The sequence below is a fragment of the Achromobacter sp. GW823-FHT04E03 genome, from assembly GCF_058796095.1.
Genome location: NZ_JBXAIJ010000001.1, coordinates 1,573,287 through 1,587,638, shown reverse-complemented (window position 1 = coordinate 1,587,638; position 14,352 = coordinate 1,573,287). Strand labels below are relative to the sequence as shown.

At 67.2% G+C, this 14,352-nt stretch carries 11 protein-coding genes; 8 read left to right on the top strand and 3 right to left on the bottom strand.

Annotation, left to right across the window (positions count from 1 at the left end):
- The first annotated feature begins 3 nt into the window (after nucleotides 1–3).
- The 7 genes from AC1RHV_RS07470 (at nucleotide 4) to AC1RHV_RS07440 (ending at nucleotide 9,781) form a co-directional block, all read left to right on the top strand.
- Entirely contained in the window at nucleotides 4–720 is a 717-nt protein-coding gene (locus AC1RHV_RS07470; RefSeq protein WP_492300804.1) for a PqiC family protein, read from the top strand.
- A 157-nt stretch (nucleotides 721–877) separates the two neighbouring features.
- Nucleotides 878–4,699, top strand: a complete 3,822-nt coding sequence (gene putA, locus AC1RHV_RS07465; protein WP_492300300.1) for a trifunctional transcriptional regulator/proline dehydrogenase/L-glutamate gamma-semialdehyde dehydrogenase — start codon at nucleotides 878–880, stop codon at nucleotides 4,697–4,699.
- Between the two features lie 238 nt (nucleotides 4,700–4,937).
- Nucleotides 4,938–6,083 (top strand): branched-chain amino acid ABC transporter substrate-binding protein, encoded by a 1,146-nt coding sequence (locus AC1RHV_RS07460; RefSeq protein ID WP_013394755.1) that lies wholly within the window; start codon nucleotides 4,938–4,940, stop codon nucleotides 6,081–6,083.
- 158 nt (nucleotides 6,084–6,241) lie between these two features.
- The gene (locus AC1RHV_RS07455; protein WP_013394754.1) at nucleotides 6,242–7,171 is read left to right on the top strand and encodes a branched-chain amino acid ABC transporter permease; all 930 of its coding nucleotides are present in this window, start codon (nucleotides 6,242–6,244) and stop codon (nucleotides 7,169–7,171) included.
- Complete coding sequence (locus tag AC1RHV_RS07450) at nucleotides 7,168–8,256, top strand: ABC transporter permease subunit (protein WP_054452355.1); 1,089 nt, start codon at nucleotides 7,168–7,170, stop codon at nucleotides 8,254–8,256. The genes AC1RHV_RS07455 and AC1RHV_RS07450 overlap by 4 nt, the downstream gene beginning before the upstream one ends.
- Nucleotides 8,253–9,053 carry an ABC transporter ATP-binding protein gene (locus AC1RHV_RS07445; protein ID WP_054452353.1) on the top strand — a complete coding sequence of 267 codons (801 nt, stop codon included), beginning with the start codon at nucleotides 8,253–8,255 and terminating at the stop codon, nucleotides 9,051–9,053. The genes AC1RHV_RS07450 and AC1RHV_RS07445 overlap by 4 nt, the downstream gene beginning before the upstream one ends.
- Nucleotides 9,050–9,781 (top strand): ABC transporter ATP-binding protein, encoded by a 732-nt coding sequence (locus AC1RHV_RS07440; RefSeq protein ID WP_054452351.1) that lies wholly within the window; start codon nucleotides 9,050–9,052, stop codon nucleotides 9,779–9,781. Before AC1RHV_RS07445 ends, AC1RHV_RS07440 begins: the two co-directional genes overlap by 4 nt.
- Before the next feature lie 625 nt (nucleotides 9,782–10,406).
- On the opposite strand, the gene AC1RHV_RS07435 is transcribed toward AC1RHV_RS07440, so the two are convergent.
- From AC1RHV_RS07435 to AC1RHV_RS07425, 3 genes are read right to left on the bottom strand one after another with little or no spacing between them, the layout of a single operon-like run.
- The gene (locus tag AC1RHV_RS07435) at nucleotides 10,407–11,645 is read right to left on the bottom strand and encodes a CaiB/BaiF CoA transferase family protein (protein WP_175213711.1); all 1,239 of its coding nucleotides are present in this window, start codon (nucleotides 11,643–11,645) and stop codon (nucleotides 10,407–10,409) included.
- A 20-nt stretch (nucleotides 11,646–11,665) separates the two neighbouring features.
- On the bottom strand, nucleotides 11,666–12,466 hold the full coding sequence (locus tag AC1RHV_RS07430) for an enoyl-CoA hydratase/isomerase family protein (protein WP_125470024.1): 801 nt from the start codon (nucleotides 12,464–12,466) through the stop codon (nucleotides 11,666–11,668).
- Between the two features lie 51 nt (nucleotides 12,467–12,517).
- A complete protein-coding gene (locus AC1RHV_RS07425; protein WP_054455963.1) occupies nucleotides 12,518–13,513 on the bottom strand; it encodes a Bug family tripartite tricarboxylate transporter substrate binding protein in 996 nt (331 codons plus the stop codon).
- A gap of 129 nt (nucleotides 13,514–13,642) precedes the next feature.
- Between AC1RHV_RS07425 and AC1RHV_RS07420 the strand changes: the two genes are divergently transcribed.
- On the top strand, nucleotides 13,643–14,341 hold the full coding sequence (locus AC1RHV_RS07420; protein WP_225588757.1) for a GntR family transcriptional regulator: 699 nt from the start codon (nucleotides 13,643–13,645) through the stop codon (nucleotides 14,339–14,341).
- Nucleotides 14,342–14,352: the final 11 nt, after the last annotated feature.

Below are 14,352 nucleotides of genomic sequence, written 5' to 3'. Positions count from 1 at the left end.
ATGATGAATAGACGCCCGTCCCCCCACGCCCGCCAGGCGGCCCCGAGTTCCGAGCAGCCCCGGTCCGCGGGCAGGCTGACGCCCCGTCTGCGCCCGGTCCTGTCCTTGCTGGCCTTGTCGGCGGCGCTGGCCGGCTGCGGGGCGTCCTCGCCCGTGCACTATCACACCTTGCAGTCGCCGGCGGCCCAGGCTCCGGGCGGTGCGGTGGCGCCGGCCAGCTTCCTGATCGAGGTGCAACCGGTCAATATCTCGACGCAGGCGGATCAGCCCCAACTGATGGTGCGCACCGGCGAAGGCAGTCTGTCCGCGTTGTATTCCGAGCGTTGGAGCTCACCGCTGGGCGACGAGTTGCGGGGCGCGCTGTCGGACGCGCTGAAGCGGGAACTGGGCGCGCTGGATGTGCAACTGGTCAAGCCAGGCCCCGGCGCTGCGGTCTGGCGGGTGCAGACCGACGTACAGCGTTTCGAGCTGGAGCCGGGCCGCATGGCCCAGCTGGATGCGACCTGGCGCGTGCGGCCGGTCAACATGAAGGGTTCCGGCCTGCTGTGCCGCAGCGTGGTGACGGAACCGGTGGCGGAAGAGGGCGTGCCCGCCATGATCGCTGCCCAGCAGCGCGCAGTGGTCAGTCTGGCCGGCGCCATGGCCTCGGCCATACGGGGGCAGACCCCGGCGGGATCGGCCTCGGTGCAGATGCTGGGCTGCGCGGCGCTCAAGGATTGATAGCCCTGGGCCAAAATTCCGCCTGATCTCAAATGGTTAACCTAGGGTTAACCATAGTGCAAACCAAGTTGCAACCTGTCTAGCATACGGTCCTACCCATGCCGGGTCCCGTCGGGGCCCGGTACTACCTTTGCCATGCGACAGGAAGCAATCTCTTATGGCCAGCACGACCCTAGGCGTTAAAGTCGACGACGCGCTCCGCGACCGGCTGAAGGCCGCCGCGCAAAAGCTCAACTGCACGCCGCACTGGCTGCACAAGCAAGCGATCCTTTCCTACCTGGACAAGATCGAGCGCGGCCACCTGCCCGCCGAGATGTCGCACCTGGGCATGGACGCGGGCGGCGAGGACGAGGCGGGCGAAGGCCATTCCGCGCCGACGCCGCCGTTCTACGAGTTCGGTCAGGACGTGCAGCCGCAGTCGGTGTTGCGCGCGGCCATTACCGCCGCCTACCGCCGCCCCGAGCCCGAGTGCGTGCCGCTGCTGCTGGGCCAGGCCCGCATGCCCAATCTGGAAAAGATCCACGCCATGGCCGCCGACCTGGTCCGGAAGCTGCGCGGCAAGCGCAGCGGCGGCGGGGTGGAAGGGCTGATCCAGGAGTTCTCGCTGTCCAGCCAGGAAGGCGTGGCGCTGATGTGCCTGGCCGAAGCGCTGCTGCGCATTCCCGACCGCGCCACGCGCGACGCGCTGATCCGCGACAAGGTGGCCCGCGGCGACTGGAAGTCGCACATGGGCGGCTCGCAATCCCTGTTCGTCAACGCCGCCACCTGGGGGCTGATGATCACCGGCAAGCTGGTGGCCGTGAGCAGCGAGCAGTCGCTGTCCAAGGCGCTGACCCGCCTGATCGGCAAGGGCGGCGAACCTTTGGTGCGCAAGGGCGTGAACATGGCCATGCGCATGATGGGCGAACAGTTCGTGTCGGGCCAGACCATTTCCGAAGCTCTGGCCAACAACCGCAAGATGGAAGCACGGGGCTTCCGCTATTCCTACGACATGCTGGGCGAGGCCGCGACCACGGCCGAGGACGCCGACCGCTATTACGCCTCGTACGAGCAGGCCATCCACGCCATCGGCAAGGCCGCGGCCGGCCGCGGCATCTATGAGGGACCGGGCATCTCGATCAAGCTGTCGGCGCTGCATCCGCGTTATTCGCGCGCCCAGCGCGAACGCGTCATGGCCGAGCTGCTGCCGCGCGTGAAGGCGCTGACCGTGCTGGCGCGCAGCTACGACATCGGCCTGAACATCGACGCCGAGGAAGCCGACCGCCTGGAAATTTCGCTGGATTTGCTGGAAGCGCTCTGTTTCGAGCCCGAGCTGGACGGCTGGAACGGCATCGGCTTCGTCATCCAGGCGTACCAGAAGCGGGCTCCCTTCGTGATCGACTACGTGATCGACCTGGCCCGCCGCAGCCGCCATCGCGTGATGGTGCGCCTGGTCAAGGGCGCGTACTGGGACAGCGAGATCAAGCGCGCCCAGGTCGACGGCCTGGAAGGCTATCCGGTCTATACCCGCAAGGTCTACACGGACGTGGCCTACCTGGCCTGCGCCCGCAAGCTGCTGGGCGCGCCGGAAGCGGTGTTCCCGCAGTTTGCCACGCACAATGCCTACACCCTGTCCGCGATCTACCAGCTGGCGGGCCAGAACTACTACCCGGGCCAGTACGAATTCCAATGCCTGCACGGCATGGGCGAGCCGCTGTACGACGAAGTCGTGGGCGCGCTGTCGCAGGGCAAGCTCAACCGTCCGTGCCGCATCTACGCGCCGGTCGGCACGCATGAGACGCTGCTGGCCTACCTGGTGCGCCGCCTGCTGGAAAACGGCGCCAACACCTCGTTCGTGAACCTGATCGGCGACGACAGCATTCCGGTCGAGCAACTGGTGGCCGACCCGGTGGAAGCCGCTGCGCGCATCACGCCGCTGGGCGCGCCGCACGAGAAGATTCCGCTGCCGCGTGAACTTTATGGCGACCCGCAGGAGGGCGCCCGCGCCAACTCGGCGGGCCTGGACCTGAGCAACGAACATCGGCTGGGTTCGCTGTCCGCGGCCCTGCTGGCCAGCGCCGCCATGCCGTGGCGCGCCGGCCCCATGCTGGGCGAGGGCGACGGCGCCTGGGACGCCTCGCGCGCCATGGAAGTCCGCAACCCCGCCAATCTGCGCGACGTGGTGGGCCACGTGGTCGAAGCGCAGGCAGACGAGGCCGAGACCGCGCTGCGCGCCGCCGCCAATGCCGCTCCCATCTGGCAATCCACGCCGGTGGCCGAACGCGCGCAGTGCCTGCGCCGCGCCGCGCAACTGCTGGAAGAGCAGATGCAGACCCTGCTGGGCCTGATCGTGCGCGAAGCCGGCAAGTCGCTGCCCAACGCCATCGCCGAGGTGCGCGAGGCCGTGGACTTCCTGCGCTATTACGCGGACCAGGCCGAATCGGAATTCAGCAACGACACGCATCGTCCGTTGGGCACGGTGCTGTGCATCAGCCCCTGGAACTTCCCGCTGGCCATCTTCACCGGGCAGGTCGCGGCCGCGCTGGCCGCCGGCAACACGGTGGTGGCCAAGCCCGCCGAACAGACGCCGCTGATCGCCGCGCAAGCCGTGGCCATCCTGCGCGCTGCCGGCGTGCCTGCCGGCGCCGTACAGCTGCTGCCGGGCCGCGGCGAAACCGTGGGCGCGCAACTGGTCGCAAGCCCTGGCGTGCGCGGCGTGATGTTCACCGGCTCCACCGACGTGGCACGCATCATCGCGCGCACGCTGGCGGATCGCCTGGATGACGCCGGCCACACCATTCCGCTGATCGCCGAGACGGGCGGCCAGAACGCCATGGTGGTGGATTCCTCGGCCCTGTCCGAACAGGTCGTGTTCGACGTGCTGACCTCCGCCTTCGACTCGGCGGGCCAGCGCTGTTCGGCGCTGCGCGTGCTGTGCGTGCAGGAAGACAATGCCGACCACGTGCTGACCATGCTGCGCGGCGCGATGCGCGAACTGAGCGTGGGCAACCCCGACCGCCTGTCGGTGGACGTGGGCCCGGTGATCGATACGGAAGCGCGCAACGGCATCCAGCGGCACATCGAAACGATGCGCACGGCGGGCCATCGCGTGGACCAGGTGGAACTCAACGGCGAATGCCGCCACGGCACCTTCGTGCCGCCGACCATCATCGAAATCGACAACGTCAGCGAGCTGACGCGCGAAGTGTTCGGGCCCGTGCTGCACGTGGTGCGCTACCAGCGCGACGAACTGGACGCCTTGCTGGATGCCATCAACGGCACCGGCTACGGCCTGACTTTCGGCGTGCATACCCGCATCGACGAGACCATCGCGCACGTGACCGGCCAGGTCCATGCGGGCAACGTCTACGTCAACCGCAATATCGTGGGTGCGGTGGTGGGCGTGCAGCCCTTCGGCGGCGAAGGCTTGTCCGGTACCGGCCCCAAGGCCGGCGGTCCGCTCTACATGTATCGCCTGCTGGGCACGCGTCCGGCGGGCCTGCCGCCGGCGCTGGACGCGGCGGCGGCGCTGCCGCAGCGCATTGCGCTGCCGGGGCCGACCGGCGAGACCAATACCTATGTGGTCGAGCCGCGCGGCGCCGTATATTGCGTGGCCGCCACCGAGGCCGGGGCGCGGGCGCAGTGGTCCGTCGCCAAGCTGACCGGCAACCACGCCTGGTTCGCGGACACGCCCGCGGCGCAGGCGCTGCTGGCCTCGCTGGACGCCGGCCAGCAGGAACAGGCGGGCATCCTGGCCGACGGCGAGGTCGACCAGGCGGACTACCAGGCCGTGCTGTTCGAGGGTGATGGCGACGCGCTGCAGGCGCTGAACCAGCGCATCGCGCAGCGTCCGGGCGCCATCCTGTCGGTCCATGGGCTGACCCCCGACGCGATCGCGGCGGGCGCCGGCTACGTGCCGGAGCGCCTGTTGGCGGAGCGCTCCGTCAGCGTCAATACGGCGGCGGCGGGCGGCAACGCCAGCCTCATGACCATAGGTTGAGCCTGGTATAGGACAACCCTTGGGTATCCAAGGGTTATCTCCAATATCGGCAAAGGTTGCACTGGCACGAAAATTCGGTCGCACCTCAAATCCGGAAGTCGCAACCCGGCTTCCGGATTTTGCAGAACATGCACACGCAAGCTTCCGCCATATCGGACTTGCTAGTAGTGAAAAACCAAAAGCCTGGTTAAAAGCTCAGGTATAACAAGGTCTTAAGTCCGACACTCGGAGGATACCCATGAAGTTCCGCACCACTTTGAAGCTTCTCGCCGCCAGCATCGCCGCCGCCGGCATGGCCGCCTCCGCGCAGGCTGCCGACGTCAAGTTCGGTTTTGCCGCGCCGCTCACCGGTCCGCAATCGCACTATGGCGAGGACATGCAGAACGGCCTGAACCTGGCCCTGGAAGAAGCCAACAAGAAGGGCATCAAGGTCGACGGCGAAACCGCCAAGTTCGTGCTGGTGTCGCGCGATGACCAGGCCGATCCGCGCGTCGGCGTGCAGGTTGCCCAGCAGCTGGTCGACCAGGACGTGGTCGGCATCCTGGGCCACTTCAACTCGGGTACGACCATCCCCGCTTCGCGCGTCTACCATGAAGCCGGTCTGCCCCAGATCGCCATGGCGACCTCGCCGGAGTACACCAAGCAAGGCTACGAAACCACCTTCCGCATGATGACCAGCGACACCCAGCAGGGCGCCGCGGTCGGCAAGTTCATGGTGGAAAGCCTGAAGGCCAAGAAGGTCGCCATCATCGACGACCGCACCGCCTACGGCCAGGGCCTGGCCGACGAGGTCGAGAAGGCGGTCAAGGCCGCTGGCGGCCAGGTCGTGCGCCGCGAGTACACCACCGACAAGGCCAACGACTTCACCGCCATCCTGACCAACATCAAGGGGTCGGCGCCCGACGCCATCTTCTACGGCGGCCTGGACGCGCAATCCGGTCCGATGAAGCGCCAACTGGCTACCCTGGGCCTGAAGGCGCCGCTGGTTTCGGGCGAAATGACGCGCAGCGACACCTTCATCAAGCTGGCCGGCGACGCCGCCGACGGCACCTACGCCTCGCTGGCCGGCGTGCCGCTGGACAAGATGGCCGCGGGCAAGGACTTCGAGCAGCGCTACCAGGCCCGCTTCAAGAAGGCCCCCGGCGTCTACGCTCCCTACGCCTATGACGGCGCCTGGAACATGATCGCCGCCATCGAGCAGGCCGGCTCGGCCAAGCCCGAGAAGTACCTGCCGGCCCTGGCCAAGCTGAACCGCAAGGGCGCCACCAGCGAGCACATTTCCTACGACGCCAAGGGCGACCTGAAGGAAATCTCGGTCACCATCTACGAAGTCAAGAACGGCAAGTGGGAGATGGTTGAGACGATGGTCAGCCAAGCCAACTAAGGCGGCTGGACCGGGGCGGGGAGGCGGCTGAGCGCCGCGTCCCGCCTGTATTGCAGCGTGCGCGCCGTCAGGCGCGCGCCACGCGCGGCGCCGTGGCAGGCCCGAGGGCCGTCACCGCAAGGTCCGCGCGATTTTTCCAGGCTTATTCAGCGGCCCCTATGGATATCTTCATTCAACAACTGATTAACGGCGTCACGCTAGGCAGCGTGTACGCCCTGGTCGCCCTGGGCTACACCATGGTGTACGGCATCATCGGGCTGATCAACTTCGCCCATGGCGACGTCGTCATGATCGGCGCGATGGCGGCGACCACCATCGCCATCTCGCTGGTGGGCGGCGATCCTTCCACGTCCGCCTTCGTGGTGCTGGGCGTCGGCCTGCTGGTGTCCGTGCCGCTGTGCATGGCCGTGGGCTGGACCGCCGAGCGCGTGGCCTACCGGCCGTTGCGGCGCGCGCCGCGCCTGGCTGCCCTGATCACCGCGATCGGCGTGTCCATCATCCTGCAGAACGTGGCGATGATGGGCTGGGGCCGCAACTACCTGAACTTCCCGCAGGTGCTGTCGCCGCAGGTATTCGAGATTGCTGGCGCGCGCATGAGCTCGCTGCAGATTGCCATCGTGGTGATCGCGGCGCTGATCATGGGCGGACTGCTGGCCGTGGTGCACAAGACCCGCCTGGGCACGGCGATGCGCGCCACCGCGCAGAACCGCGAAGTGGCCGGGCTGATGGGCGTGAATATCAACACGGTCATTTCGGCGGCGTTCCTGATCGGCTCGGCGCTGGCCGCGGTGGCCGGCATGATGGTCGCCACCTACTACGGCGTGTCGCAATACACCATGGGCTTCATGCTGGGCCTGAAGGCCTTCACGGCCGCGGTGCTGGGCGGCATCGGCAATCTGGTAGGCGCCATGGCGGGCGGCCTGTTGCTGGGCATCATCGAATCGCTGGGCGCCGGGTACATCGGGGACCTGACCGGGGGCTTCCTCGGCAGTCACTATCAGGACGTGTTCGCGTTCTTCGTGCTGGTGCTGGTGCTGATCTTCCGTCCGTCCGGCCTGCTGGGCGAGCGCGTGGGAGACCGGGCATGAACGCAACCCTGAAAAGCAGCGGGTTCTCCACCCGCAACCTGATCGGCATCGCGCTGATCGGCGTGGTGCTGGCGGTGCTGCCCTTCGTGATCGGCATGGCCGGCCAGAGCTGGGTCCGCATCCTGAACTTCGCGCTGCTGTATGTGATGCTGTCGCTGGGCCTGAACATCGTGGTGGGCTTCGCGGGCCTGCTGGACCTGGGCTACATCGCGTTCTACGCGGTGGGCGCCTACACCTGGGCGTTGCTGGCATCGCCGCATTTCGGCCTGCACCTGCCGTTCTGGGCGATCCTGCCGATCGCGCTGGCGGTGGCCTGCCTGTTCGGCGTGCTGCTGGGCGCGCCCACGCTCAAGCTTCGAGGGGACTATCTGGCCATCGTGACGCTGGGCTTCGGCGAGATCATCCGCATCTTCCTGAACAACCTGAACGCGCCGGTCAACATCACCAACGGACCGCAGGGCATCAACCGCATCGACACCTTCAAGGTCGGCGAGTTCGCCTTCGGCCGCACGGAAAGCCTGCTGGGCCTGCGCGTGACGGGACCCGAAAAGTATTACTACCTGCTGCTCGCGGTGACGCTGATCATCATCGTGGTCTGCGTGCGCCTGCAGAATTCGCGCATCGGCCGCGCCTGGGAAGCGATCCGCGAAGACGAGATCGCGGCCAAGGCCATGGGCATCAATACCCGCAACATCAAGCTGCTGGCGTTCGCGATGGGCGCGTCCTTCGGCGGCGTGGCGGGCGCCTTGTTCGCCTCGATGCAGGGCTTCGTCAGCCCCGAGAGCTTTTCGCTGATGGAATCCATCTCGATCCTGTGCATGGTGGTGCTGGGCGGCATGGGCCACATCCCGGGCGTGATCCTGGGCGCGTTGATCCTGGCCGCGCTGCCCGAGTTCCTGCGCGCGGTGGTCGAACCGGTGCAGCACATGCTGTTCGGCGCCGTGGTGCTGGACCCCGAGGGCATACGCATGCTGCTGTTCGGCCTGGCCATGGTGTGCGTGATGCTGTTCCGTCCGGCCGGCCTGTGGCCGTCGGCGGTGCGCAAGCGTGAACTTGCAACCAAGACCCAGGGAGGCGGAGCATGAGCAAACTGCTGCAAGCCCAGGGACTGGGCAAGCGCTTCGGCGGCCTGCAGGCGCTGTCGGACGTCAGCTTCGACATCGAGCAAGGCGAGATCTACGGCCTGATCGGCCCGAACGGCGCGGGCAAGACCACGCTGTTCAATGTGCTCACCGGCCTGTACATCCCGGAAGAGGGCAGCTGCACGTTCAACGGCGAGTCCATGTCCGGCAAGAAGCCGCATGAAGTCGCCTATGCGGGCCTGGCGCGCACCTTCCAGAACATCCGCCTGTTCGCCAACCTGAGCGCGATCGAGAACGTGATGATCGGCCGCCACATGCGCACCAAGTCGGGCGTATTGGGCGCCGTGTTGCGCACGCGCGGCACGCGGGCCGAAGAGGCCGCCACCGAAGCGCGGGCGCAGGAACTGCTGGACTACGTAGGCATCGGCCATCGCGCCAACGACGTGGCGCGTTCCTTGCCCTACGGCGACCAGCGGCGCCTGGAGATCGCGCGGGCGCTGGCCACCGATCCCAAGCTGCTGGCGCTGGACGAACCGGCGGCCGGCATGAACGCATCGGAAACCGTGGTGCTGCGCAAATTGGTCGAGAAGATCCGCGCCGACGGCATCACCGTGCTGCTGATCGAGCACGACATGAAGCTCGTCATGGGCCTGTGCGACCGCGTGCTGGTGCTCGAATACGGCAAGGTGCTGGCCATGGGCAAACCCGCCCAGGTGCAGCGCGATCCCAAGGTCATTGAAGCGTATCTGGGCGCAGGCGCCGCGCAGGATCCGCAGATTCATCAGGAGCGCCCGGCATGACGGCAGCATCCCAACCCCTACTGGAATTGCGGGGCCTGCAGGTCTCTTATGGCGGCATCCGCGCGGTGCGCGGCATCGACCTGCGCGTGGATCAGGGCGAACTGGTTTGCCTGATCGGCGCCAATGGCGCCGGCAAGAGCACGACGCTGCGCGCCATCTGCGGACTGGTGCCGCTGGCGGGCGGTGAAGTGGTCTACGGCGGCCAGTCCGTCGGCGGCCAGAAGTCGCATGAGCTGGTGCGCCGCGGTCTGGTGATGGTGCCGGAAGGGCGCGGCATCTTCGGCCAGCTCACGATCGAGGAAAACCTGGCGATGGGGGCCTATATCCGTCGCGATGCGGCCCAGATCCGCCAGGACACCGACCGCGTCTTCACGCTGTTCCCGCGCCTGGCGGAGCGCCGCAAGCAGGCGGCCGGCACGCTGTCCGGGGGCGAGCAGCAGATGGTGGCGATGGGCCGCGCGATGATCGCGCGCCCGAAGCTGCTGTTGCTGGACGAGCCTTCGATGGGCTTGGCGCCGCTGATGGTGGAGAAGGTCTTCGAGGTGGTACGCACCATCGCCAGCGAAGGCGTCACCATCCTGCTGATCGAGCAGAATGCGCGCCTGGCGCTGGAAAACAGCCATCGCGGCTACGTGATGGAATCGGGCGAGATCATCCTGTCTGGTCCGGCCGGCGACATGTTGCACGATCCCAAGGTGCGGGCGGCCTATCTGGGCGAGTCCGAGTAGGGCGCGGCCGGGATCTTTGGAGCGGGCGCGGCAGGGCTTCGAGCTTGCCGACGCCAGGGTTCTTGAGCCGCCGAGGCTGCCCTGCGTCATTCCGATGCTCGCCCCGGCGGGGCTGCGCTTCGGATGACTCCGGGGTCCTCGGCTGGCAGTCGCTTAATGCGCTGGCTTTGGACCCCGTTCATGGGCAGACATCGTGAGCCGGTGGCCGGACGGAGGGATCCGAAGCGCAGCCCCACCGGGGCGAGCATCGGAATCCCGCAGTCCGGACGCCGGCGGCTCAAGAACCCTGCCGCACAAAAGAACCCAGCCTCACAAAGCCGAAGCGGCAGGGCTTCGAGCTTGCGGATGTCAGGGTTCTTTAGCCGCCGAGGCTGCCCTGCGCCATTCCGATGCTCGCCCCAATGGGGCTGCGCTTCGGATGGCTCCGGGCCGCCTCGGCTGGCAGTCGCCTAATGCGTTGGTTTCGGACCCGTTCGTGGGCAGATGCCGTGAGCCGGTGACCGGACGGAGGGATCCGAAGCGCAGCCCCACCGGGGCGAGCATCGGAATCCCGCAGTCCGGACGCCGGCGGCTCAAGAACCCCAGCCGTACAAAACCGAACGTCAGCAATTCAGCCAAAAACGTCCTAAGCCGGCGCGCGTTCACGGTCCACGGCCGCGACCACGCCCGCATCGATCAGCGCTTCGATTTCCTTGGCGTCGTAGCCGAACTCTCCCAGAATCGCGATGCTGTCCTCGCCCAGCCGCGGCGCCGCGCGGTGGTATTGCGCGGGCGTGGCCGACAGCTTCACCGGCATGCCTACCGTGCGCACCGTGCCCGCGACCGGGTGCTCCTGTTCCACCACCATGCCGCGCGCCAGCGTCTGCGGATGCGATAGCGCCTGGGCGATGGAGTGCACAGGGCCCGCAGGCACGCCGGCCGTGTCGAATACGTCCAGCCACTCCTCCGCGCTGCGCGTCTTGAGGATGGCGGACATATCCTCTACCAGTTGATCGCGGTTCTGCATGCGGTCGCGATTGCGGGCGTAGCGGGCATCCTCGGCCCATTCCGGCTTGCCCAGCGCCTGGGTGATGCGCTGCCAGTTCTTCTCGTTGGCGCCGCCGATGATGATCCAGTCGGTCGCGGTGGGGAAGGCCTGGTAGGGCGCGCTCAGCACGTGCGCCGAACCCGTGGGGCCGGGGGACACGCCGCTGCCGAAGTAGATGGCGGCGTGCCAGTACAGCTGCTGCAGGCTGGCTTCCAGCAATGACGTTTCCACGATCTGGCCTTCGCCCGTGCGCTGCTTGTGCTGGTAGGCCGCCAGCACGCCGAAAGCCGCCAGCAAGCCGGCGTTGATGTCCGCGACGGAGTTGCCGGTGCGCAGCGGCGGCCCGCCAGGTTCCCCGGTGATCGCCATCAGGCCGGAGAAGCCCTGCGCCACCAGGTCGAAGCCGCCCTTGTCGGCATAGGGGCCGGTGGTGCCATAGCCCGACACCGCGCAATAGATCAGGCCCGGGTTTTCCTGGCGCAGCCGGTCGTAGCCCAGGCCCAGCTTTTCCATCGTGCCCTTGCGGAAGTTCTCGGTCACCACGTCGGCGTCGCGGATCATGCGCAGCAGGACCTTCTTGCCCTCCGGATGCTTCAAGTCCAGCGCGATGGCGCGCTTGTTGCGGTTGAGCATGAGATAGGGCGCCGAGATGCCGTTGATCTGCGGGTCCCGGTACTGGCGCGAATCGTCGCCGCCGTCGATCTTCTCGACCTTGATGACGTCGGCGCCCATGTCGGCCAGCATCATGCCGCAGGTCGGGCCGGCCATGATCTGCGACAGCTCGATCACGCGCATGCCGGAAAGGGCGCCGGCGGGGCGCTGGGTATCGTTATGCATGAGTCCTCCTTGCATGGGGTTCAGCGGGCGTTGAATTGCGGCTTGGCCTTGGCCAGGAAGGCCTGGTAGCCCGTGCGGAAATCCTCGGTGTCGAAGCAGTCGAAGGCTTCGTCGCGGTCGGCGTCGGTCAGGGCTTTGCCCTGCACCAGATTGCGGATGAACTTCTTGTGCCAGCGCGCGACCAGCGGCGCGCCGTCGGCGATGCGGCGGGCGGCGGCCTGGGCTTCGGAGGCGACCTGATCGTCGGGCGCCACGCGCGTGACCACGCCCAGGCGCAGCGCTTCCTGCGCGTCGAAGATGGTGCCTTCCAGCAGCACCTGCAGCGCGGCGGTCGGGCCCACCAGGCGCACCAGCGGCGCCAGTTCCGAGTACGACATCACCAGCCCCAGGTTCTTGATGGGCACGCCGAAGCGCGAACTCTGGCCGCAGATGCGGATGTCGGCCAGGCTGGCGATCTCCAGCCCGCCGCCCACGCAGATGCCGTGTATCTGCGCTACCACCGGATGGCGGCAGTTGCCGATGGCTTCTATGGTCCGGCGCATCACGGCGCCGTACTCGATGGCCTGGCGCTTGTTGCTGCGCGCGGTCTCGAATTCGCTGATGTCATTGCCCGGGGAGAAGGCCTTTTCGCCCGCGCCGCGCAGCAGCACGCAGCGCACGCTGTCGTCGGCGTCCAGCTCCAGGAAGGCGTCGCCCAGCAGCCGCCAGCTGTCTATGGTGAAGGCGTTGAGCTTTTCCGGGCGGTTCAGCACCACGGTCGCGATGTCGCCGTCGCGCTGGCACAGGATGGGGGAGGTGTCGGAAGTGGGGGTAGCGCTCATGGTGTTCCTTTGCGTGGGCGGGGGCGCACCCCCCGCCGGGTTGCTGCCGGCTTACTGCTTGGTGAGGCCCAGGCTGGCGGTGAGCTTGCCGTACTTGCTCCATTCGTCCTGGACGTAGCTGGCGAAGGCCGCGGGGGTGGCCGGACCGCCGCCCAGTTCCATGCCCTGGTCGGCCAGCTTGGCCTTGATCTCGGGATCGGCCAGCGTCTGGCTGAGCGCTTGGTCGAGCTTGTCCAGCACCGGCTTGGGCAGCTTGGCCGGGGCCAGCACCGCATACCACTGCACGATGTCCAGACCCTTGATGCCGGACTCGGCCAGCGTCGGCACGTCGGGCAGGCGCTTGCTGCGTTCGGTGCTGGTCACAGCCAGCGGCCGCAACTTGCCGGCCTGGATCTGGTTGATGGCGCCGGGCAGGGTGTCGAAGTTCATGTCCACGCTGCCGCCCAGCAGGTCGGTCATGGCCTGGCCGCTGCCCTTGTACGGCACGTGCTCCATGCTGACGCCCGCGATCTGAGAGAAGCGCGCGGCGCTCAGGTGTTGCGGGCTGCCCATGCCGGAGGAGGCGTAGGTCAGCTGCTTGGGTTTGGCGCGGGCGTCGTCCACCAGGTTCTGCACGCTGGCGTAGCTGTGCTTGGCCGGATTGACCACCAGCACGTTGGGCACCGACCCGATGTAGCGCACCGGCGTGAAGTCCTTGATCGGGTCGACGCTGGACTGCACCACATAGGGCGCGGCGACGGTGGACTGCATATTGGCCAGCAGCAGCGTGTAGCCGTCCGGATCGGCCTTGGCCACGAAGTCGGCCGCGATCAGGCCGGAAGCGCCGGGCTTGTTCTCGACCACGACCTGCTGGCCGAGCAGCGCCGACAGGCGCGCGGACAGGATGCGCGCCGATACGTCGGTGCCGCCGCCGGGCACGAAACCGACGATCAGGCGTACCGGCCGTTCCGGCCATTTGGATGCGTCCTGCGCCAGGGCGGGACTGGCGGCGGCCAGGCCGGCGGTCAACGCCAGGGCGCCGGCCCAGGCGCGAGCGTGCTTGTGCATGTGGGTCTCCTTTGGTGGTTGTCAGCCTGCCCGCGTGTTGCTTGATCTATGATGGGGTCAGGTTGGTATGCCTTTGGTGTTTGGTATACCAGATACAAAAATAGTCGAAATAGCGAGTGGCAACAACTCATGGCTAACCCTGAAGTTATGGACCAGTCCGTCCCCGATTTGGCCATTCATCACCCCACGCTGCCGGCCGTGGTGGCGGAAAAATTGCGGCAGCTCATCATCGACGGCACCTTCAAGCCGGGCACCTGGCTGAACGAGCGGGACCTGTGCGACCAGTTGAAGATTTCACGCACGCCGCTGCGCGAGGCCTATCGCATGCTGGCTTCCGACGGCCTGGTGACTCTGCAGCCCAAGCGCGGCGCGATGGTGATCGAGTTGTCGGCCGACGATGTCGAGAACATCTTCGATGTGCTGTCGGTGCTGGAGGGGCTGGCGGTGCGCAGTGCCGCCGAACGCGCCACGGACGCGGAACTGGCGCATATCGCACAATTGCACGCGCAGATGCTGCAAGGGTATGAACAGCGCGACATCCGCGCGTATTTCGCGGCCAGCATGGGCACGCATATCGCCATCAACCGGGCGGCCCACAACCCGGCGCTGACGCATTCGTATGACCGCTTGAACCTGCAGGTGCAGGCGTTGCGCTACAAGTCGAACTTCGATATCGACGAATGGACGGCGGCGGTGGCCGACCACGAGGCCTTCGTGCAGGCGCTGATGCAGCGCGACGGCGAGCTTGCGGAGTCGCTCATCCGCAGGCATGTGGGCAGCAAGAAGACCTACAACCTGCGCGGGCGCGGGGCCCAAGGCTTGAAGTGAGCTGTCATCGG

Coding starts and splice junctions, on each gene's coding strand:
- AC1RHV_RS07420 (WP_225588757.1), top strand. CDS start 13,643: ATGGCTAACCCTGAAGTTATGGACCAGTCCGTCCCCGATTTGGCCATT.
- AC1RHV_RS07460 (WP_013394755.1), top strand. CDS start 4,938: ATGAAGTTCCGCACCACTTTGAAGCTTCTCGCCGCCAGCATCGCCGCC.
- AC1RHV_RS07450 (WP_054452355.1), top strand. CDS start 7,168: ATGAACGCAACCCTGAAAAGCAGCGGGTTCTCCACCCGCAACCTGATC.
- AC1RHV_RS07455 (WP_013394754.1), top strand. CDS start 6,242: ATGGATATCTTCATTCAACAACTGATTAACGGCGTCACGCTAGGCAGC.
- AC1RHV_RS07430 (WP_125470024.1), bottom strand. CDS start 12,466: ATGAGCGCTACCCCCACTTCCGACACCTCCCCCATCCTGTGCCAGCGC.
- AC1RHV_RS07425 (WP_054455963.1), bottom strand. CDS start 13,513: ATGCACAAGCACGCTCGCGCCTGGGCCGGCGCCCTGGCGTTGACCGCC.
- AC1RHV_RS07470 (WP_492300804.1), top strand. CDS start 4: ATGAATAGACGCCCGTCCCCCCACGCCCGCCAGGCGGCCCCGAGTTCC.
- AC1RHV_RS07435 (WP_175213711.1), bottom strand. CDS start 11,645: ATGCATAACGATACCCAGCGCCCCGCCGGCGCCCTTTCCGGCATGCGC.
- AC1RHV_RS07440 (WP_054452351.1), top strand. CDS start 9,050: ATGACGGCAGCATCCCAACCCCTACTGGAATTGCGGGGCCTGCAGGTC.
- putA (WP_492300300.1), top strand. CDS start 878: ATGGCCAGCACGACCCTAGGCGTTAAAGTCGACGACGCGCTCCGCGAC.
- AC1RHV_RS07445 (WP_054452353.1), top strand. CDS start 8,253: ATGAGCAAACTGCTGCAAGCCCAGGGACTGGGCAAGCGCTTCGGCGGC.